This is a genomic window from Pseudomonas sp. 05N433 (assembly GCF_056396925.1).
The window spans coordinates 1-20,536 of sequence record NZ_JBFTML010000068.1 but is presented as its reverse complement, the minus strand read 5'-3'; the positions used below and the strand labels follow the sequence as shown (position 1 = coordinate 20,536).

General features: G+C 60.3%; 19 protein-coding genes and 1 pseudogene. 18 read left to right on the top strand and 2 right to left on the bottom strand.

Features of this window, described 5'->3' with window-relative positions; genetic code table 11:
- Positions 1 to 102: 102 nt before the first annotated feature.
- Genes AC1DIS_RS26290 through AC1DIS_RS26275 form a run of 4 tightly spaced genes read left to right on the top strand, consistent with a single transcriptional unit; the run spans position 103 to position 4,464 of the window.
- Positions 103 to 573, top strand: a complete 471-nt coding sequence (locus AC1DIS_RS26290; RefSeq protein WP_007941956.1) for a (2Fe-2S)-binding protein — start codon at positions 103 to 105, stop codon at positions 571 to 573.
- Positions 570 to 2,891 (top strand): xanthine dehydrogenase family protein molybdopterin-binding subunit, encoded by a 2,322-nt coding sequence (locus AC1DIS_RS26285; protein ID WP_477743483.1) that lies wholly within the window; start codon positions 570 to 572, stop codon positions 2,889 to 2,891. Before AC1DIS_RS26290 ends, AC1DIS_RS26285 begins: the two co-directional genes overlap by 4 nt.
- A complete protein-coding gene (locus AC1DIS_RS26280) occupies positions 2,891 to 3,874 on the top strand; it encodes an XdhC family protein (RefSeq protein ID WP_111455348.1) in 984 nt (327 codons plus the stop codon). Before AC1DIS_RS26285 ends, AC1DIS_RS26280 begins: the two co-directional genes overlap by 1 nt.
- Positions 3,871 to 4,464: a nucleotidyltransferase family protein gene (locus AC1DIS_RS26275; protein ID WP_138866996.1), complete on the top strand. Its 594-nt coding sequence runs from the start codon at positions 3,871 to 3,873 to the stop codon at positions 4,462 to 4,464. Before AC1DIS_RS26280 ends, AC1DIS_RS26275 begins: the two co-directional genes overlap by 4 nt.
- Before the next feature lie 91 nt (positions 4,465 to 4,555).
- On the opposite strand, the gene rne is transcribed toward AC1DIS_RS26275, so the two are convergent.
- Positions 4,556 to 7,750, bottom strand: a complete 3,195-nt coding sequence (gene rne / locus AC1DIS_RS26270; RefSeq protein ID WP_477781175.1) for a ribonuclease E — start codon at positions 7,748 to 7,750, stop codon at positions 4,556 to 4,558.
- A 700-nt stretch (positions 7,751 to 8,450) separates the two neighbouring features.
- Between rne and rluC the strand changes: the two genes are divergently transcribed.
- Genes rluC through sppA form a run of 3 tightly spaced genes read left to right on the top strand, consistent with a single transcriptional unit; the run spans position 8,451 to position 11,073 of the window.
- Complete coding sequence (rluC, locus tag AC1DIS_RS26265) at positions 8,451 to 9,410, top strand: 23S rRNA pseudouridine(955/2504/2580) synthase RluC (RefSeq protein WP_007941997.1); 960 nt, start codon at positions 8,451 to 8,453, stop codon at positions 9,408 to 9,410.
- Positions 9,397 to 10,059 (top strand): HAD-IA family hydrolase, encoded by a 663-nt coding sequence (locus AC1DIS_RS26260; RefSeq protein ID WP_018926225.1) that lies wholly within the window; start codon positions 9,397 to 9,399, stop codon positions 10,057 to 10,059. Before rluC ends, AC1DIS_RS26260 begins: the two co-directional genes overlap by 14 nt.
- Positions 10,060 to 10,083: 24 nt before the next feature.
- Entirely contained in the window at positions 10,084 to 11,073 is a 990-nt protein-coding gene (sppA, locus tag AC1DIS_RS26255; protein ID WP_064616586.1) for a signal peptide peptidase SppA, read from the top strand.
- Positions 11,074 to 11,133: 60 nt separating this feature from the next.
- Here sppA and AC1DIS_RS26250 read toward each other — a convergent pair whose 3' ends face one another.
- Positions 11,134 to 11,712 (bottom strand): Maf family protein, encoded by a 579-nt coding sequence (locus AC1DIS_RS26250; RefSeq protein WP_018926223.1) that lies wholly within the window; start codon positions 11,710 to 11,712, stop codon positions 11,134 to 11,136.
- Between the two features lie 105 nt (positions 11,713 to 11,817).
- Between AC1DIS_RS26250 and AC1DIS_RS26245 the strand changes: the two genes are divergently transcribed.
- The 11 genes and pseudogenes from AC1DIS_RS26245 to AC1DIS_RS26195 all read left to right on the top strand — a co-directional run.
- On the top strand, positions 11,818 to 12,345 hold the full coding sequence (locus tag AC1DIS_RS26245; protein WP_007942001.1) for a YceD family protein: 528 nt from the start codon (positions 11,818 to 11,820) through the stop codon (positions 12,343 to 12,345).
- A gap of 13 nt (positions 12,346 to 12,358) precedes the next feature.
- Positions 12,359 to 12,541, top strand: coding sequence for a 50S ribosomal protein L32 (gene rpmF / locus AC1DIS_RS26240; RefSeq protein ID WP_003179396.1), 183 nt, complete (start codon positions 12,359 to 12,361; stop codon positions 12,539 to 12,541).
- A gap of 3 nt (positions 12,542 to 12,544) precedes the next feature.
- The gene (gene plsX / locus AC1DIS_RS26235; RefSeq protein WP_018926222.1) at positions 12,545 to 13,555 is read left to right on the top strand and encodes a phosphate acyltransferase PlsX; all 1,011 of its coding nucleotides are present in this window, start codon (positions 12,545 to 12,547) and stop codon (positions 13,553 to 13,555) included.
- A 125-nt stretch (positions 13,556 to 13,680) separates the two neighbouring features.
- Positions 13,681 to 14,619, top strand: a complete 939-nt coding sequence (gene fabD, locus AC1DIS_RS26230) for an ACP S-malonyltransferase (RefSeq protein WP_026286430.1) — start codon at positions 13,681 to 13,683, stop codon at positions 14,617 to 14,619.
- Between the two features lie 16 nt (positions 14,620 to 14,635).
- Positions 14,636 to 15,118, top strand: a pseudogene (locus AC1DIS_RS26225) (SDR family oxidoreductase); the annotation flags it as partial.
- A 204-nt stretch (positions 15,119 to 15,322) separates the two neighbouring features.
- On the top strand, positions 15,323 to 15,559 hold the full coding sequence (gene acpP / locus AC1DIS_RS26220; protein WP_003175607.1) for an acyl carrier protein: 237 nt from the start codon (positions 15,323 to 15,325) through the stop codon (positions 15,557 to 15,559).
- 109 nt (positions 15,560 to 15,668) lie between these two features.
- Entirely contained in the window at positions 15,669 to 16,913 is a 1,245-nt protein-coding gene (fabF, locus tag AC1DIS_RS26215) for a beta-ketoacyl-ACP synthase II (protein WP_026286429.1), read from the top strand.
- Complete coding sequence (gene pabC / locus AC1DIS_RS26210; RefSeq protein WP_064616590.1) at positions 16,913 to 17,728, top strand: aminodeoxychorismate lyase; 816 nt, start codon at positions 16,913 to 16,915, stop codon at positions 17,726 to 17,728. The genes fabF and pabC overlap by 1 nt, the downstream gene beginning before the upstream one ends.
- Before the next feature lie 3 nt (positions 17,729 to 17,731).
- Positions 17,732 to 18,922 (top strand): endolytic transglycosylase MltG, encoded by a 1,191-nt coding sequence (gene mltG, locus AC1DIS_RS26205; protein ID WP_477743481.1) that lies wholly within the window; start codon positions 17,732 to 17,734, stop codon positions 18,920 to 18,922.
- A gap of 19 nt (positions 18,923 to 18,941) precedes the next feature.
- Positions 18,942 to 19,574, top strand: coding sequence for a dTMP kinase (tmk, locus tag AC1DIS_RS26200; RefSeq protein ID WP_064616594.1), 633 nt, complete (start codon positions 18,942 to 18,944; stop codon positions 19,572 to 19,574).
- Positions 19,567 to 20,536: DNA polymerase III subunit delta' (locus AC1DIS_RS26195; RefSeq protein ID WP_477781174.1), on the top strand; the 970-nt coding region annotated here is incomplete at its 3' end. The genes tmk and AC1DIS_RS26195, both read left to right, overlap by 8 nt.

Here is a 20,536-nt window from a genome sequence, read left to right as displayed (position 1 = left end):
ATGAGAGCCGATTAGCCTGAGTCGATCTGCGTGTAGTGAACCGCGAACCCCAAGCGGCAGATTGCTCGACCCCATAACCTCTATAACTATGCGGGCGTGCCCATGATTACCCTGAAACTCAATGGTCAAGATCATCAACTCGATGTCACCGAGGACATGCCGCTGCTCTGGGCGATCCGTGACGTGGCTGGCTACAACGGCACCAAATTCGGCTGCGGCATGGGCCTGTGCGGCGCCTGCACCATTCATATCGACGGCGCGCCAGCGCGCAGTTGCATCACACCGATCGGCTCGGTGGTCGGCCAGAACGTCAGCACCATCGACAACCTGCACGCCGACCCGGTGGGCAAAGTCGTCCAGCAAGCCTGGCTCGACAGCGCCGTGGCTCAGTGCGGTTATTGCCAGGGTGGACAGATCATGTCGGCCACCGCGCTGCTGAAAACCAACCCGAACCCCAGCGACGAGCAGATTGAAGAGGCGATGGTCGGCAATATTTGCCGTTGCGGCACCTACAACCGGATCAAGACCGCCATCCGCCAGGCATCCACTCACCTGAAGGAGGCCAAGGCATGAGCCAGCTACCGAATGATTTTGCGCTGAGTAATCTCAGCCGACGCGGTTTCCTCAAGGGCGTGGGCGCCACCAGTGCGCTGGTGCTGGCCGCCAGTTGGGGCTGGCAGGATGCATTAGCCGCCGAAAAAGAGCAGAAATTCGGTGCCGACGGCATGCCCAACGGCTGGATCGATGATCCGAAGGTTTACATCAGCATCGCCGCCGATGGCAGCGTGACGGTGATTTGCAACCGTTCGGAAATGGGCCAGGGCGTGCGCACCAGTCTGTCCATGGTGGTGGCCGATGAACTGGAAGCCGACTGGGCACAGGTCAAAGTGCAACAGGCGCCGGGCGATGAAGTACGTTTCGGCAATCAGGACACCGACGGCTCGCGCAGCATGCGTCATTGGTACGAGCCGATGCGCCGTTGCGGTGCTGCCGCGCGGACCATGCTTGAGCAAGCTGCTGCCGCGCAATGGAAAGTGCCGGTCAGCGAGTGCCATGCGCAACTGCACAAGGTCATCCATAAATCGACTGGCCGTGAATTGGGCTACGGCGCGTTGGCCGCAGCAGCCAGTGCGCTTACGGTGCCGGCTCGCGACAGCCTGCGGCTCAAGCAGCCGTCGGAGTTTCGCTACATCGGCAAGGAAGGCACCAAGGCCATCGACGGTGCGGACATCGTCAACGGTCGCGCGGTCTACGGCGCCGATGTGCATTTCGACGGCATGCTTTTCGCCACCATCGCCCGTCCGGCGGTCTACGGCGGCAAGGTCAAATCCTTCGATGCCAGCGCTGCGATGAAAGTCCCGGGGGTGATCAAGGTTCTGCAAATCGAAAGCCGTCCATTGCCGTCCGAGTTCCAGCCTCTTGGCGGTGTGGCTGTGGTGGCCAGCAACACCTGGGCGGCGATCAAGGGCCGCGAAGCGCTGAAGATCGAGTGGGATGACGGCCCCAACGCCAGTTACGACTCGATCGCCTACCGCAAGGAACTCGAAGCCGCGTCGCTCAAGCCCGGCAAAGTGGTGCGCAACACCGGCAACATCGACCAGGCCATGAGCGCTGCCGACAGCACCCTTGAAGCTTCTTACTATCTGCCGCACCTGGCGCAATCGCCGATGGAGCCGATGGTCGCCATCGCCCGTTTCAAGGACGGTGTGTGTGAGGCCTGGGCGCCAAGCCAGGCGCCGCAAGTCACCCGCGAGCGGATTGGCGAGCGCCTGGGCATTCCGTTCGATAACGTCACGTTCAACGTCACCTTGCTCGGCGGCGGTTTTGGTCGTAAGTCCAAGCCGGACTTCGTGGTTGAAGCGGCGATCCTGGCCAAGGAATTCCCGGGCAAAGCGGTGCGGGTGCAGTGGACCCGTGAAGACGACATCCACCACTCGTATTTCCACACCGTGTCTGCCGAATACCTCAAGGCCAGTCTGAACAAGGACGGCTTGCCGTCTGGCTGGCTGCACCGCACGGTGGCGCCAAGCATCACCGCGCTGTTCGCGCCGGGGATGAACCATGAAGCGGCTTTCGAGCTGGGCATGGGTTTTACCAACATGGCTTATGCGATCCCCAGCGTGCGCCTGGAAAACCCTGAAGCAGCGGTCCACACGCGGGTCGGCTGGTATCGCTCTGTGTCGAACATCCCTCATGGCTTTGCGATTCAGAGCTTTGTCGATGAACTGGCGCATAAGGCCGGCCAGGACCCGCTCAAATACCAGATCAAGCTGCTTGGCCCGGACCGTCAGATCGATCCGCGTACCTTGAGTGAAGAGTGGAACTACGGCGAATCCCCCGAGCGGTATCCGATCGATACCGCGCGGATGCGCACCGTGCTGGAAACCGCCGCTAAAGCCGCCGGATGGGGGCGTAAGCTACCCAAGGGCCGTGGCCTGGGCCTGGCGGTGCATTACAGCTTTGTCACTTATGTGGCAGCCGTGATCGAAGTCGAAGTCAAAGACGATGGCACGCTGATCGTGCACAAAGCCGACATCGCCGTGGACTGCGGCCCGCAGATCAACCCCGAGCGAATTCGCTCGCAGTTCGAAGGCGCCTGCGTCATGGGCCTGGGCAACACGGTGCTGGGGGAAATCAGCTTCAAGGACGGCAAGGTCCAGCAGGACAACTTCCACATGTACGAAGTGGCGCGCATGTCCCTGGCACCGAAGGAAGTCGCCGTGCACCTGGTCACGCCACCGGGCAATGTACCGTTGGGCGGGGTCGGTGAGCCGGGCGTGCCGCCGATTGCGCCAGCGCTGTGCAACGCGATCTTCGCGGCCACCGGCAAGCGCATCCGTGACTTGCCGGTTCGCTATCAGCTGCAAGGCTGGCAGAAGGCTGGCGCCTGATGGATAGCGTCGATCTGAACGTCCTGCGCAGCGTGCTGGAATGGCGCCGCGCCGGTCAGCGGGTGATGTTGTACAGCGTGGTTCAGACCTGGGGTACCGCGCCCCGGGCACCTGGCGCCATGCTCGCCTTGCGTGGCGATGGCGTAGTGATTGGCTCGGTGTCCGGTGGCTGTGTCGAGGATGACCTGATTGCCCGGCTGCACGATGGCCGTATCCCGGCCGATGGGCCTCCGGTGCAGTTGATTACTTATGGCGTCACTCGTGAGGAGGCCGCGCGGTTTGGTTTGCCCTGCGGCGGCACGTTGCGCCTGACCGAGGAGCGCGTCGGCGATCCGGCGTGGGTCGCCCAGGTGCTGGCGCGCTGCGAGGCGCATGAAATCGTTGCGCGCTCGCTGGATATTGCGACCGGTGAAGTGGTTCTGCAGCCGGCGAACAAGCACGATGTGCTGAGTTTTGATGGCAACACACTGCGCGCCATTTACGGCCCGCGTTGGCGATTGTTGTTGATCGGCGCGGGGCAGCTATCGCGGTATGTCGCCGAGATGGCACGGCTGCTGGATTTCGAAGTGCTGATCTGCGATCCGCGCACCGAGTTCGTCTACGGCTGGGAAGAACAACACGGTCGCTTCGTTCCGGGCATGCCCGACGAAGCAGTGCTGACCATCCAGACCGACGAACGCACCGCCATCGTCGCGCTCACCCACGATCCGCGCCTGGATGACATGGCGCTGCTCACGGCCCTGGATTCCAGGGCATTTTATGTCGGTGCGCTGGGTTCGCGAGTCAACAGTCAGAAGCGCCGGGACAACCTGGCTCAGCTAGGCTTGTCCCAACAGGCCATCGAACGCTTGCACGGCCCGATCGGCTTGCACATCGGCAGCCATACTCCGGCGGAAATCGCCTTGTCGCTGCTGGCCGAGATTGTGGCGATCAAGAACGGCATCGAGCTCAAGCAGAAGAGGCCGTTGCAGGAGGGCGTATGAGTGACTCCATTGGCGTTATCGTTCTAGCCGCCGGGCAGGGCAGCCGGTTTCGACAGGTAGCGGGTGACGATAAGGACAAGTTGCTGGTGGACTGCACCGCCCGTGATGGCATCACCGTGCACTCAATGATCGAGCAGGTGCTGGTGAATCTGCCAGCCACACTCGAGAAGCGTGTGCTGGTCACCACCGCGGACCGCCCGCAAGTGATTCGCATGGCGCAGGCTTATGGTTGCGAGATTGTGCGAATCGAGACGACCGGCCTGGGCGACAGCATTGCGGCGGGTGTGGCGGCCTGTTCGCACCACGGTGGCTGGCTGATCATGCTGGGGGATATGCCGTTTATCCTGCCGTCGAGCATTGAGCAGGTCGTCGCGGCCATTGCGGATGACACCATCAGCGTGCCGGTGCATGAAGGGCAATATGGGCATCCGGTGGGGTTCGGGCGAAGCTTCGGTCCGGGATTGATGGCGCTGACCGGCGATCAGGGCGCCAAGTCACTGTTTGCGCAGGCGAGGGTGGTCGAGGTGGCGGTGGAGGATCCGGGTGTGTTGTGGGATGTGGACATACCAGAGAGGTTGGTCTTCGCCTGATGCACCGCCATCGCGGTTTTCCTGCGAAGCAACCGACATAAAAAAGCCCCGCCTGGGATCACCAGGCGGGGCTTTTTAGTGGCCGATGGAATCAGGCGAGGGGTTTAGGCTCGTGCTCTTTTTCCAGGGCTTGCTCGTGTTGCTCTACCGCTTCCTGTACGGAGCGCGGTGCTTCGTCGATCACGGATTCAACCGGCTCGGCAGACACTTCAGCGGCCGGGGCAGGGGCTGCCTCGACGACTTCAGCAACAACCGGTGCTGGCTCGGCAGCGGCCGGAGCAGCAGCGGCAGCCAGTTCGGCTTCCTTCTGCAGACGCTCGGCTTCACGCTTGCGACGACGTACTTCACGCGGGTCGTTCGGCGCACGGCCACTTGGAGTCAGAGCGCTGACAGGGGCGGCTTCGACCACGGGTGCAGCTTCGGCAACCACCGGTGCTTCAAGCAGCGGAGCAGGCTCGGCAGCCGCAACCACTGGCTCGGAGACCGTGGCTTCAACCGCTGGGGCTTCAGCAACCGGAGCCTCAGCGACTGGCGCTGGAGCTTCGACAGCAACCGGTGGCTCGGCAACCCAGTTGAACGTGGTTTGTTCTTCACGAACTTCGCGTACCTGTTCAGCCACTGGTGCTTCAACGACAGGTTCTGCAGCAACCACTGGTTCGGCGGCAGCTTCAACTTCAGGCCGCGCTTCACGAGCCGGGGCCACTTCGATTTCCGGAGCGGCGATGACTTCCACCGGCGTGCTCGCTTCAACCACTGGCGCTTCAACCGGAGCGGTTTCCAGAGTGGCAGCAGTAGCGCGTTCGGCTTGCTCGTTGGCTTGTGCTTCAGCAGGTGCGCTGATCACGGTGCTGGCAACGGCTGCGGTAACAGCCAGGCCGGCGGCCAGATCGGCAGCGCTTGGCGCTTCGGCGTTTTCAGTGGATTCGGATTCTTCCGAACCTTCGATCACGTTGCCGTTGGCATCGCGCTGACGCTCACGACGGTTGCTGCGACGACGCTGGCCACGGGAGCGGCGGCGTGGACGATCGCCTTCGGCGACTTCCTGACCATCTTCCTGCAGTTGCTCTTCGTTGGTTGGCAGCTCTTCTTCGGCAGCGGCAGCAGCGGCTTGCTCGGTGCGTGGTTGACGTTCTTCACGCGGTGGGCGTGGAGCGCGCTCTTCGCGTGGCTGACGGGCAGGACGCTCTTCAGCGGTGGCAGCGGCGGCCGGAGCGGCATCCAGAGGCTCGCGCAGTTCACGAACCGGACGTTCTTCACGATCGCCACGTGGCTTGCGATCTTCGCGCGGTGCGCGCGGTGCACGTTCTTCACGAGGGGCACGTGGAGCGCGTTCTTCGCGGGCGACTGCTGGCGTTTCTTCGCGGGCTTCGCGTGGTTGACGCTCTTCGCGTGGCTCACGTGGTGCGCGCTCTTCACGCGGTGCACGTTCCTCACGAGGCTTGCGCTCTTCATCGCGGCGACCGTTACGGTTGCGGCTCTGCTGACGACCGTTGCGACGCTCTTCGTTGCGGGCAGGGCGCTCGGTAGTCGCTGGTTTTTCAACCACGACCGGCGCAACTGGCTCTTCCTTGGTCGCGAACAGGCTGATCAGCGACTTCACCAGGCCCTTGAACAGGCTTGGCTCAGGCGCGGCAACCGGTGCAGCTACTGGGGCGGCGACGACTTCGGTCGGCACCGGAGCATTGGCGCGAGCCGGTGCAGTCTTGACTGCGGCTTCCTGGCGAACCAGGGTGCGGGTCGCGGCGGCTGGCTGGACTTCTTCGACTTCCGCAGCGGCAGCAGCGATCTCGTAGCTGGACTGGTTGATGCTGGCTTCCGGGCTGTCATCACGCAGACGCTGAACTTCGAAGTGCGGCGTTTCGAGGTGATCGTTCGGCAGAATGACGATGCGGGCGCGGGTGCGCAGTTCGATCTTGGTGATCGAGTTGCGTTTTTCGTTGAGCAGGAACGCTGCCACCGGGATCGGCACTTGTGCGCGAACTTCGGCGGTGCGGTCTTTCAGGGCTTCTTCTTCGATCAGGCGCAGGATCGCCAGCGACAGCGATTCAACGTCACGGATGATGCCGGTGCCGTTGCAACGCGGGCAAACGATGCCGCTGCTTTCGCCCAGCGATGGACGCAGGCGCTGACGGGACATTTCCAGCAGGCCGAAGCGCGAGATGCGACCGACTTGCACGCGGGCGCGGTCGGCTTCCAGGCATTCGCGGACTTTCTCTTCCACGGCGCGCTGGTTCTTGGCAGGGGTCATGTCGATGAAGTCGATGACGATCAGGCCGSCSAKGTCGCGCARGCGCAACTGACGGGCGATTTCTTCGGCGGCTTCAAGGTTGGTCTGCAGAGCGGTTTCTTCGATGTCGCTGCCTTTGGTGGCGCGCGCCGAGTTGATGTCGATGGACACCAGGGCTTCGGTCGGATCGATGACGATGGAGCCGCCGGAAGGCAGTTCGACGACGCGCTGGAAGGCGGTTTCGATCTGGCTTTCGATCTGGAAGCGGTTGAACAGCGGAACGCTGTCTTCGTACAGCTTGATCTTGCTGGCGTACTGCGGCATCACCTGGCGAATGAAGGTCAGGGCTTCGTCCTGGGCTTCAACGCTGTCGATCAGCACTTCGCCGATGTCCTGGCGCAGGTAATCGCGGATGGCGCGGATGATCACGTTGCTTTCCTGGTAGATCAGGAACGGCGCGGCGCGGTCCAGCGAGGCTTCTTTGATGGCGGTCCAGAGTTGCAGCAGGTAGTCGAGGTCCCACTGCATTTCTTCGCTGCTGCGGCCAAGGCCGGCAGTGCGAACGATCAGACCCATGTCGGCCGGTGCAACCAGGCCGTTGAGGGCTTCACGCAGTTCGTTGCGCTCTTCACCTTCGATGCGACGGGAGATACCGCCGGCACGCGGGTTGTTCGGCATCAGAACCAGGTAACGACCGGCCAGGCTGATGAAGGTGGTCAGGGCGGCGCCCTTGTTGCCACGTTCTTCTTTTTCGACTTGAACGATGACTTCCTGGCCTTCGCTCAGGACGTCCTTGATGTTGACGCGGCCTTCGGGAGTTTTCTTGAAGTATTCGCGGGAGATTTCTTTGAGGGGCAGGAAGCCGTGGCGCTCAGAGCCGAAATCGACAAAGGCAGCCTCAAGGCTTGGTTCGATGCGAGTAATCCGGCCTTTATAGATGTTGGCCTTCTTCTGCTCGCGTGCACCGGATTCGATGTCCAGGTCGTAGAGGCGTTGGCCATCTACCAGTGCAACACGCAACTCTTCAGGTTGAGTCGCGTTAATCAGCATTCTTTTCATGTAGTACCGTCGGTTTCCGGGCTGCCGGAAACGGCGTTCGGCACACACGACTTCTCACGGTCGGTGTCAGGTGCGTCGGGAGCGGTTGGCCATTCCCGTGTCCAGCGATGTCCGACCAATTGGGCCGGTATCGCGACGTACGCGTCCTGCTTGCTGTGGCTACTTAAGCACTCAGTCAGGAGGAGGAATCAACCGGCGGCTGTGGACGAGATGAAGCGTCTTGATAAAGCCTATTGCTACACAGTCCAGCGGTTGTGCATCTCCACCCTACACGTATCCCTGATAATTCGGGTGCTGCCGCGCGCAGAATCCGCAGCGGGTTGGCATTTACCGTGAGCTCCGAAAGGGGAGGTCACGCATCATGGCTAATTTAGGCGTTGTTTCCGAAGCGTTCGCTCGGGGTCGTTTGCAGCTGACTGCACTTTGTGAACTGGCCGTGAATATTTGCTCGGAAGGCGAGTGAAAACTCTGCTTTGCGGCATGATTCAGGCCTTATGTCACCTGCGCTTGTTACAACTGCAAACTCTGCCGTTACGTAGCGAAAGCCCCGTAGGACGGCCTCTCGTCCTCGTGAATTGCGTTGGTCAGGGCCGGTTTTTGACCGTTAGTCCGCTGTCCAGGCCACTTTTGGCGGCGTTCGCGACTATAGCAGCAATGATTAAGTGCTTCAATTCCATAAAAAATTGTTATCATCTGCACCATGACGACTACTGCCCCTTCGACCCCAGGCGTACAACTGCTTGAGGTCTCGCCGGAATATGCCGGCCAACGTATTGATAACTTCCTTCTCGCTCGGCTCAAAGGCGTGCCCAAGACCTTGATTTACCGCATTTTGCGTAAAGGCGAAGTGCGGGTGAACAAAGGTCGGATCAAGCCCGAATACAAGCTGCAGGCGGGCGACATCGTGCGCGTGCCGCCGGTTCGCGTGCCCGAGCGCGACGAGCCCGTGCCACTGGCGCAGGGGCTGCTGCAGCGGCTCGAGGCCTCGATTGTCTACGAAGACAAGGCGCTGATCGTGATCAACAAGCCCGCTGGCATCGCGGTTCACGGCGGCAGCGGCTTGAATTACGGCGTCATCGAAGCCTTTCGTCAGTTACGTCCTGATGCAAAAGAGCTCGAGTTGGTTCACCGCCTCGACCGGGACACGTCCGGCCTGCTGATGATCGCCAAAAAGCGCAGCATGTTGCGTCACTTGCACGCCGCATTGCGCGGTGATGGCGTCGACAAGCGCTATATGGCGCTGGTGCGCGGCAACTGGGCGACCTCGATCAAGCAAGTCCGTGCGCCGTTGCAAAAGAGCAATCTGCGCTCCGGCGAGCGCATGGTCGAAGTCGACGAAGAAGGCAAGGAGGCTCTTACCGTGTTCAAGGTGCTGCGCCGCTTCGGTGACTTTGCCACCATGGTCGAAGCCAAGCCGATCACCGGTCGCACTCACCAGATTCGCGTCCATACTTTGCATGCCGGGCATTGCATCGCCGGCGACACCAAGTACGGCGATGAAGATTTCAGCAAGGAAATTCGTGACCTGGGCGGCAAGCGTCTATTCCTGCATGCCTACATGCTGACCGTGCCGCTGCCTGATGGCGGCGAGCTGAAGTTGCAGGCGCCGGTCGACGAGATGTGGGCCAAAACCGTGGAGCGATTGAGTGCGCCCATCTGATTACAAACTGCTGATTTTCGATTGGGACGGCACGCTCGCAGACTCCATTGGTCGGATTGTCGAGGCGATGCACGTGGCGTCCAGGCGCTCTGGCTTCCCGTTGCGCGATGATTTTGCGGTCAAAGGCATTATCGGTCTCGGGTTGCCGGAGGCGATTCGGACTTTGTATCCCGAGATCGGCGATGGCGAGCTTATGGCTTTCCGTGACTATTATGCGGAGCACTACATCGCGGCAGAGGCTGTTCCTTCGCCGTTGTTCGAGGGCGTGCTTGAGTCGATGGAGGCGTTTCGTGCTGACGGCTATCACCTGGCGGTTGCCACCGGCAAGGCTCGGCGCGGGCTGGACCGGGTGCTGAAAGCTCACGGTTGGGAAGATTATTTTGATGTCACTCGCGCAGCTGATGAAACGGCCAGCAAGCCCCATCCGTTGATGCTTGAGCAGATTCTCGCCCATTGCGAGGTTCGTCCGGAGCAGGCGCTGATGGTCGGGGATTCGTCCTTCGATCTGCAGATGGCGCGCAACGCCGGCATGGATTCGGTGGCGGTCAGCTATGGCGCTCAATCGATTGAGGCGTTGCAGCAGTTCGAACCGCGGCTGTCCATTGATCGTTTTTCAGAATTGCGCGCCTGGCTGAGTCAGCGGGCATAACGGTTTTTTGCAGGGGTAAATGTCATGACCGACGAATGGAAAGCACCCGCCAAGGCGAGCGCGGAGAGCGGTGACGAAAAAAGCTGGAAGCTGCTGGAAAAGACCCTGCTGGCCAGTGTGCAGGAGCATCGCCGATCCCGTCGCTGGGGGATTTTCTTCAAGCTGCTGACCTTTGCATATCTGTTGCTTGCGTTGTTCTTGTTCTCGCCGCTGATGGATATGGAAAAAAGCGCCACTCGCGGTTCCGCTTACACGGCGCTGATCGATATAACCGGCATGATCGCCGACAAAGAACCGGCGAGTGCAGATAATATCGTAGGCAGTCTGCGTAAAGCCTTCGAGGACAACAAGGTCAAGGGTGTGATCCTGCGGATCAACAGTCCGGGCGGCAGTCCGGTGCAGTCGGGTTATGTCTATGACGAGATTCGTCGTTTGCGCGGCTTGCATCCGGATACCAAGGTTTACGCGGTGATCTCGGATCTGGGAGCTTCCGGTGCCTATTACATTGCCAGTGCGGCAGATCAGATCTATGCCGACAAGGCGAGCCTGGTGGGTTCCATTGGTGTGACCGCGGCCGGTTACGGTTTTGTCGGCACCATGGAAAAATTGGGTGTCGAGCGTCGTACCTACACCTCTGGCGAGCACAAATCATTCCTCGATCCGTTCCAGCCGCAGAAGCCTGAAGAAACTCAGTTCTGGCAGGGTGTGCTCGACACCACTCATCAGCAGTTCATCAGTAGCGTCAAGAAGGGGCGTGGCGATCGTCTCAAGGACAAAGATCATCCGGAGCTGTTCTCCGGGCTGGTCTGGTCCGGTGAGCAGGCGCTGCCGCTGGGCTTGATTGATGGTCTGGGCAGTGCCAGTTCGGTGGCGCGTGACGTGATTGGCGAGAAAGAGCTGGTGGACTTCACTATCGAGGAGTCGCCGTTTGATCGCTTCTCGAAAAAGCTCGGTGCCAGCGTGGCTGAGCATTTGGCGATGTGGATGGGCTTCCAGGGGCCGGCGTTGCGCTGATCGTTGTCTGCATAAAAAAACCGGCCTGTGTGGCCGGTTTTTTTGTGCGCGCGCAGCGGTTCAGGGTATTTGCACGCCTTCAGCCAGTAACATGTCAACCAGGCGAATCAGTGGCAGGCCGATCAGGCTGGTGGCGTCAGGGCCTTCGGTGCTTTGAAACAGGCTCACCCCTAATCCTTCAGCCTTGAAGCTGCCAGCGCAGTCGTAGGGCTGCTCGGCGTGCAGGTAGCGTTCGATGCGTGCTGCGTCGAGTGCGCGCATGTGCACGGTAAACGGCACGCAGTCGACCTGGCAGTGGCCGGTCTGGCTGTTGAGCAATGCCAGCCCGGTGAGGAATGTCACACTGGCACCGCTCGATGCGAGCAGTTGTTCGCGGGCCTTTTCGAAGCTGTGTGGCTTGCCGATAATTCGCTGGCCAAGTACCGCGACCTGGTCCGAGCCGATGATCAGGTGAGCAGGATGGCTGGCGGTAAGTGCCCGGGCTTTTTCTTCGGCGAGGCGCTTTACCAGTTCGATGGCTGACTCGTTCGGGCGATGGCTTTCGTCAATATCCGGCGAGCTGCAAGTAAACGGCAACTGCAGGCGGGCCAGCAATTCCCGGCGATAAACCGAGCTTGAAGCGAGTAATAAAGGCAGCATGCGCATCTCCAAAGGGCAAGGGGCGAATTCTAACGCAGGCTCAAGTGGCGGACAGGGCTGAATTTCCTTTGACATGGCTGGGGGCATCCCTATAATGCTGCGCCTATGTTGAATGACCCGATTCCACCTCACGTTGACCCGCGCAAATTGGCTGACCGTGGCACCACCCTTCAAGGTGAAATGCTGCTGGCCGATTTGGAGAGACTCTGCGACCCGCTTTCCGACAATGTCGGTACGGTGCAGGCTAAATTCGTTTTTGAACGAGATGAACGTAAGTCTGTGGTAATCCACAGCTTTATCGACACCGAAGTCAAAATGGTTTGCCAGCGTTGTCTTGAGCTGGTCACCCTGCCGATCCATAGCGAATGCAGTTATGCTGTGGTGAAGGAGGGTGCGAATACCCAGTCGTTGCCGAAAGGTTATGACGTGCTGGAACTGGGCGAAGATCCATTGGATCTGCAGTCACTGATCGAGGAGGAGCTTCTGCTCGCCTTGCCCATTGTGCCTGCTCATCATCCGGAAGAATGCCAGCAGCCGGCGGGAGCAGATGAGCCCGAACCGAGCGAGGACGAGGTAACGCGGTCCAACCCGTTCAGTGTATTGGCGCAGTTAAAGCGTGACCCAAACGTTTAGGAGTTAATCAATTATGGCTGTTCAGCAGAACAAAAAATCCCGCTCTGCCCGTGACATGCGTCGTTCGCACGATGCTCTCGAGGCTAGCACCCTGTCTGTAGAAAAAACCACCGGTGAAGTTCACCTGCGTCACCACGTATCGCCAGAAGGCGTATACCGTGGCCGTAAAGTGATCGACAAGGGCGCTGACGAGTAATCCTTGTCCGCTCAAGTCATCGCGATTGACGCAATGGGCGGGGACTTCGGTCCCCGCAGCATTGTTCAGGCCAGCCTTGCTTGTCTGTCAGCTACGCCCTCGCTGCACCTGACCCTTGTCGGTCAACCCTCCCTACTTGAAGAACTGATCGCTGGCCAATCGGCAGCGGATCGCTCGCGCCTGTCGATTGTGCCGGCGTCCGAAGTCATCACCATGGACGAAAAGCCTGCCCAGGCCCTGCGCGGCAAGCCTGATTCGTCGATGCGCGTGGCGCTGGAGTTGTTGCGTGATGGCAAGGTCCAGGCGTGCGTCAGTGCCGGCAATACCGGTGCGCTGATGGCGTTGTCGCGGTTTGTGCTCAAAACCTTGCCGGGGATCGATCGGCCGGCCATGGTCGCCGCCATTCCGACCGAGAAAGGTTTCTGCCAGTTGCTCGATCTGGGCGCCAATGTCGATTGCAGTGCCGAGCATCTGTTGCAGTTTGCGGTGATGGGGTCTGTGGCGGCGCAAGCCCTGGGCGTCGTTCGTCCACGGGTCGCGTTGCTGAACATCGGCACCGAAGACATCAAGGGTAATCAGCAAGTCAAGCTGGCGGCGACCCTGCTGCAAAATGCGCGTGGCCTGAACTACATCGGGTTTGTCGAGGGCGACGGTTTGTACCGTGGCGAGGCGGATGTGGTGGTGTGTGACGGCTTTGTCGGCAATATCCTGCTCAAATCCAGCGAAGGCCTGGCGACCATGATCGCCGGGCGCATCGAGGCCCAGTTCAAGAAAAATTTCGCGTCGAAACTGGTAGGCGCACTGGCGCTGCCGCTGATGAAGCGCTTGCAGGCCGAGCTGGCGCCGGCACGCCATAACGGCGCAAGTTTTCTCGGTTTGCAGGGAATTGTCGTGAAAAGTCATGGTTCGGCGGGGGTTCAGGGCTTCCAGAGTGCGATTCAGCGCGCCTTGATCGAGATCCAGGAAAACTTGCCGGAACGTCTTCATGGGCGCCTGGAAGATTTGTTGCCTTAGGCGTTTTCGTCAGACAATGCTTAAATGTGACCGCTCAGTTCAATGAGCCATCCAACTGTCAGTTTCTTGCGTTCCCCTGGCGGGACGTCAATTCTCCGACGACAAGATCATTAGGGGCTTGTTACATGTCTGCTTCCCTCGCATTCGTCTTTCCAGGACAGGGTTCGCAGTCCCTCGGCATGCTGGCCGAGTTGGGCGCGCAACACCCAGTGGTCCTTGAAACATTCAAAGAAGCTTCCGATGCTCTGGGTTACGACCTGTGGGCGCTGACCCAGCAAGGGCCGGAAGAACTACTCAATCAAACCGATAAAACCCAACCGGCCATTCTGACTGCCTCGATCGCCTTGTGGCGTCTGTGGCTGGCTGAAGGCGGCGCGCGTCCGGCTTAYGTTGCCGGTCACAGCCTGGGTGAATACAGCGCCCTGGTGGCTGCGGGCAGCCTGAGCCTGGGCGCCGCGGTGAAGCTGGTAGAGCGTCGCGGTCAATTGATGCAGGAGGCCGTTCCGGCCGGGCAGGGCGGCATGGCCGCTATCCTCGGTCTGGACGATGCTGATGTGCTGGCAGCCTGCGCCGAAGCGGCGCAAGGTGAAGTGGTCAGCGCAGTCAACTTCAACTCGCCGGGCCAGGTAGTGATTGCCGGCGCCAAGGCTGCGGTCGAACGCGCCATCGAAGGCTGCAAGGCGCGTGGTGCCAAGCGCGCCATGCCGTTGCCGGTCAGCGTGCCGTCCCACTGCGAGTTGATGCGTCCGGCCGCCGAGCGATTCGCTGAGTCGATCGCAGCGATCGACTGGCAGGCGCCGCAGATTCCGGTAGTGCAGAACGTCAGTGCCGACGTACCAGCCGATCTGGAAACCCTCAAGCGCGATCTGCTTGAGCAGCTTTACAAGCCTGTGCGCTGGGTCGAATCGGTCCAGGCGCTGGCTGCCAAGGGTGCAACCCAACTGGTCGAGTGCGGTCCGGGCAAGGTCCTGGCCGGTCTGAACAAACGTTGCGCTGAAGGCGTGTCGACCTCTAACCTCAATACCCCAGATGCTTTCGCTGCCGCCCGTGCAGCGCTGGTCTGATCAAGGAGAAGCTTGCATGAGTCTGCAAGGTAAAGTTGCACTGGTCACCGGTGCCAGCCGTGGTATCGGCCAGGCTATCGCTCTGGAGCTGGGTCGTCAGGGTGCCATCGTTGTTGGTACTGCGACCTCCGCATCGGGTGCCGAGCGTATCGCCGCCACTCTGAAAGAAAACGGTATTCAGGGCACTGGCCTGGAACTCAATGTCACCAGCGACGAGTCCGTAGCGGCCGTGCTGGCGAGCATTCAGGAGCAGTTCGGTGCGCCGGCGATCCTGGTCAATAATGCCGGTATCACCCGCGATAACCTGATGATGCGCATGAAAGATGACGAATGGCATGACGTTGTCGACACCAACTTGAACAGTCTGTTCCGCCTGTCCAAGGGCGTTTTGCGCGGTATGACCAAAGCCCGTTGGGGACGAATTATCAGTATTGGCTCGGTTGTGGGTGCCATGGGCAACGCAGGCCAAGTAAACTACGCAGCCGCCAAGGCCGGGATGTACATGAGTTAAATGTGACGGATTGCTTCAAAAAAATGTCATACGAGCTGTCTAAAATCCGTTATAAAGCTGCAATCTATTTTATCGGCAGAGGGCCGCAGGGTTTGAGGAGTGAAGCTTTCAGTTGAAAAACTGAAAAGTCTTTCTATACACTTACCCACTGGCCAGCTGCCTGAATTTGTCCATTAGGAGTGAAAACAAGGTATGAGCACCATCGAAGAGCGCGTCAAGAAAATCGTTGCTGAGCAACTGGGCGTTAAAGAAGAAGAAGTGGTCAACACCGCTTCCTTCGTTGAAGACCTGGGTGCCGACTCCCTTGACACCGTTGAGCTGGTGATGGCTCTGGAAGAGGAATTCGAGACCGAAATCCCTGACGAAGAAGCTGAAAAGATCACTACTGTACAAGCAGCAATCGACTACGTTACCAGCCATCAGGCGTAATAGTTTTTAGTCGTCGCTCGCTGTCATGGAAAAACCGCACTGCCATCATGGCGTGCGGTTTTTTCTTTAGGCCTTGTGCGAAGTCGTCATTTGAAAAAAGGAGAGTGCTGTGTCGCGTAGACGCGTCGTAGTCACCGGTATGGGTATGTTGTCGCCACTGGGCACGGATGTGCCGAGCAGCTGGCAGGGCATTCTGGCTGGCCGCAGTGGCATTGGTCTGATCGAACACACCGACCTTTCTGCCTATTCCACCCGCTTTGGCGGCTCGGTAAAGGGCTTCAATGTCGAGGAATACTTGTCGGTCAAGGAAGCCCGCAAACTCGACCTGTTCATTCAATACGGTCTGGCTGCAGGTTTTCAAGCCGTGCGTAACGCAGGTCTTGAGGTTACCGATGCCAATCGCGAGCGTATCGGCGTGGCCATGGGGTCGGGTATTGGCGGTCTGACCAATATCGAAGACACCAGCCGCACACTGCATGATTCCGGCCCACGGCGGATTTCTCCGTTTTTCGTGCCTGGCTCGATCATCAATATGATTTCCGGTTTCCTGTCCATTCACTTGGGTGCACAGGGACCTAACTACGCCATCGCCACGGCGTGTACCACCGGTACGCACTGCATCGGCATGGCTGCACGTAACATCATGTACGACGAAGCCGACGTAATGATCGCCGGCGGCGCCGAGATGGCTGCATGTGGTCTGGGCATGGGCGGCTTTGGTGCCTCCCGCGCACTGTCGACCCGCAACGACGAGCCGGCCCGTGCCAGCCGTCCATGGGACAAGGGTCGTGATGGCTTCGTGCTGTCCGACGGTGCCGGGGCACTGGTTCTCGAAGAGCTGGAGCACGCCAAGGCCCGTGGCGCGACCATTTACGCCGAGCTGATCGGTTTCGGCACCAGTGGCGATGCCTACCACATGACCTCGCCACCGGCTGATGGCGCGGGTGCTGCGCGTTGCATCACCAATGCCTTGCGCGATGCGAAGATCAATGGTGATCAGGTGCAGTACATCAATGCCCATGGCACCTCGACCTCGGCTGGCGACCTCGCCGAAGCCTGTGCAATCAAATCGGTGTTCGGCGATCACGCCTACAAGCTGGCCGTCAGTTCGACCAAGTCCATGACCGGTCACCTGCTGGGTGCCGCAGGGGCGGTCGAGGCGATTTTCAGCGTGCTGGCAATCAACAGTCAGGTAGCCCCGCCGACCATCAACCTCGATGAGCCGGACGAAGGCTGCGACCTCGACTTCGTACCCCACACCGCGCGCGGCATGGATATCGACGTGGTGCTGTCCAACTCCTTCGGATTTGGCGGTACCAATGGCTCGCTGGTGTTCCGCCGGTTCGCTGACTGATGGACAGCTGGGTCGACGGTCAACCGGCTGACGCTTTGTCGCTGAAAGATCGCGGCCTGGCTTACGGCGATGGTCTGTTCGAGACCATCGCCGTCAAGGGCGGGCAGCCGTTGTTGCTGGATCGACATTTGTCGCGTCTGGCCGAGGGCTGTTCGCGCCTGGCGATTGCCGCCGATCATGAGCTGATCCGCGCGGAGCTGCTGGCCTATGCCGCCGCACTGGGCGAGGGCGTGCTCAAACTCATCCTCACCCGCGGCGACAGCCTGCGCGGTTACGCCCCCGATCCCTCGGCCCAGGCCCGGCGCATTCTGCAAGGCAATCCTCCCGCTGCCTATCCGGCTGTGCATGCGAAGCAGGGCGTGCGCCTGTTCCCTTGTACAACACGGCTTTCCAAGCAGCCATTGCTTGCCGGTCTCAAGCACCTGAATCGTCTGGAGCAGGTTATCGCCCGTTCCGAATGGCAGGACACCGAGCATGCTGAAGGCTTGATGCTGGATCAGGTCGGGCGAGTGATCGAAGGTGTGTTCAGTAATCTGTTCCTGGTGCGCGATGGCGTGCTGGTGACCGCCGATCTCAAACGTTGTGGCGTGGCAGGCGTGATGCGTGCCGAATTATTGTTTCAAGCCGAGTCATTGGGGATTCCCACACAAATCATCGACATTACCCTCGAACAGCTGCAATGGGCTGATGAGGTCTTTGTCTGCAACAGCGTTTATGGCGTTTGGCCGGTGCGCGCCTATGCCGCACTGAGCTGGCCGGTTGGGCCGCTCACCCGTAAACTCCAAACCATTGCCCGTGCGCTACTGGATGCCTGATTCGTGAGACGTAAATTATTGCTGCTGCTGGAAACCGGACTGGTTCTGGCGGGGCTGTTGGCGGGCGCTTGTGCCTGGAAAATCCATTCGGCGCTGGAACAGCCGCTGAACATCGCCCAGGAACAGCTGTTGGAAGTGCCCAAAGGTACTACGCCGAACCGCACTTTCATTCGACTTGAAGCCGATGGCGTCATCAAGGACGCTTTCTGGCTGCGTGTGTACTGGCGCTTCAACCTGGCGGGGCAACCGCTGCACAGCGGCGAATACCGCATGGTTCCCGGCATGACAGTCGAAGGGCTGATCGACCTGTGGAAGCGCGGGGAAATGGTTCAGTACAGCCTGACGCTGGTCGAAGGCTGGAATTTCCATCAGGTCCGCGCGGCCCTGGCCAAGGACGAAAAGCTCGAACAGACCCTCAACGGTTTGAGCGACAGCCAGGTGATGGACAAGCTTGGGCACGGCGGGATTTTCCCGGAAGGGCGCTTCTTCCCCGACACATACCGTTTCGTGCGTGGCATGACTGACGTCGATCTGCTCAAGAAGGCTTACGACCGCCTCGACGAAGTCCTCGCCAAGGAGTGGAGCCAGCGTGCTGCCGACGTGCCCTACACCGAACCCTATCAGGCGCTGATCATGGCCTCGCTGGTGGAAAAGGAAACCGGTGTGCCGCAGGAACGCGGGCAAATCGCCGGCGTGTTCGTGCGGCGCATGGAGATGGGCATGTTGCTGCAGACCGATCCGACGGTGATCTACGGCTTGGGCGATCGCTATAACGGCAAGTTGACCCGCGCCCATCTCAAGGAGCCGACGCCGTATAACACTTACCTGATCGCTGGCCTGCCGCCGACACCGATTGCGATGGTCGGCCGCGAGGCGATCCATGCGGCGTTGAATCCGGCGGACGGCAACAGCCTGTATTTTGTTGCGCGCGGTGATGGCAGCCACGTGTTCTCCGATGATCTGGACGCCCATAACAATGCGGTGCGGGAGTTCCAGCTCAATCGCCGGGCCGATTACCGTTCCAGCCCGGCACCGACTACCACGCCGCTGACGGAAGATGTCCAGGCGCCAACCTCGGCGACTTCGCCTGATACGGCGGCCGAAGATGTGCCACAAGTAGCGCCGCAAGACTCTGCACAAGAGCCTGCGCCAGCACCCGAGCGGGATGCTCCGGCGCTGCAAAGCCCGCAATGACTCTGATTAAGGACTGCCTGTGACTGGCTTGTTTATTACCCTGGAAGGCCCGGAAGGTGCCGGCAAGAGCACCAATCGCGAATACCTGGCCGAGCGTCTGCGCGCCGCCGGGATCGAGGTGGTGTTGACCCGGGAGCCGGGCGGCACGCCCCTGGCCGAGCGGATCCGCGACGTGTTGTTGGCGCCGGTCGATGAGGTCATGAACCCTGACACCGAGCTGCTGTTGGTGTTCGCTGCGCGAGCCCAGCACCTGGCCGAGGTGATCCGCCCAGCGCTGGCCCGTGGCGCGGTGGTTCTGTGTGATCGTTTTACCGATTCGACCTATGCCTACCAGGGCGGTGGTCGCGGTTTGTCGCTGGAGCGTATCGCGACCCTCGAAACATTCGTCCAGGGCGATCTGCGCCCGGACTTGACGCTGATCTTCGATCTGCCGGTGGAAGTGGGCCTGGCCCGCGCCAGCGCCCGCGGTCGCCTGGACCGTTTCGAGCTTGAAGGCCGCACGTTCTTCGATGCCGTGCGCAGTGCCTTCCTCGAGCGTGCCAAAGCGGATCCTGCGCGTTATGTCCTGGTGGATGCCGCTCAACCGCTGGCGCAGGTTCAGCAGTCTCTGGATGTCTTGCTGCCACGTCTGCTGGAGTTGACCCGTGGCTGAAGCCTATCCGTGGCAGGACAGTCTCTGGCAGCAATTGGCCGGTCGTGCCCAGCACGCCCATGCCTATCTGCTGCATGGCCCGGCCGGGATCGGCAAGCGTGCGCTGGCCGAGCGGTTGATGGCCAGTTTGTTGTGCCAGCGTCCGACCGCCCAGGGCGCCTGCGGTGAATGCAAATCCTGCCTTCTGCTCAAGGCCGGTAGTCATCCCGACAACTACGTCCTGGAACCGGAAGAGGCAGACAAGGCGATCAAGGTCGATCAGGTACGTGACCTGGTCAGCTTCGTGGTTCAGACTTCGCAGATGGGCGGTCGCAAAGTGGTGCTGATCGAGCCGGTCGAGTCGATGAACATCAACGCCGCCAACGCCTTGCTAAAAAGCCTTGAAGAGCCGTCCGGCGACACCGTATTGCTGCTCGTCAGCCACCAGACCAGTCGTCTGCTGCCGACCATCAAGAGCCGTTGCGTACAGCAGGCCTGTCCTTTGCCGAGCGAAGCCATGAGTCTGGCGTGGCTGGCCAAGACGTTGCCGGACTGCTCGGAAGACGAGCGCATTGAACTGCTGACCCTTGCTGCCGGTTCGCCATTGGCCGCGGTCAAATTGCAGGCCCAGGGCGTGCGCGAGCAGCGGGCGCTGGTGGTCGAGGGCGTGAAGAAGTTGCTCAAGCAGCAGCAATCGCCGACGCAACTGGCCGAGGAATGGAAAACCATTCCCATGTTGCTGCTGTTCGACTGGTTCTGCGACTGGTCGAGCCTGATCCTGCGTTATCAGTTGACTCAGGATGAAGCGGGGCTGGGGCTGGCGGACATGCGCAAGGTCATTCAATACCTGGCGCAGAAAGCCGCTCAGGATAAAGTCCTGAATATTCAGGACTGGATTCTAGCCCAGCGGCAGAAAGTGATGAGCAAGGCCAACCTCAATCCGGCGCTGTTGCTGGAGGCGCTGTTGGTGCAATGGGTATCCT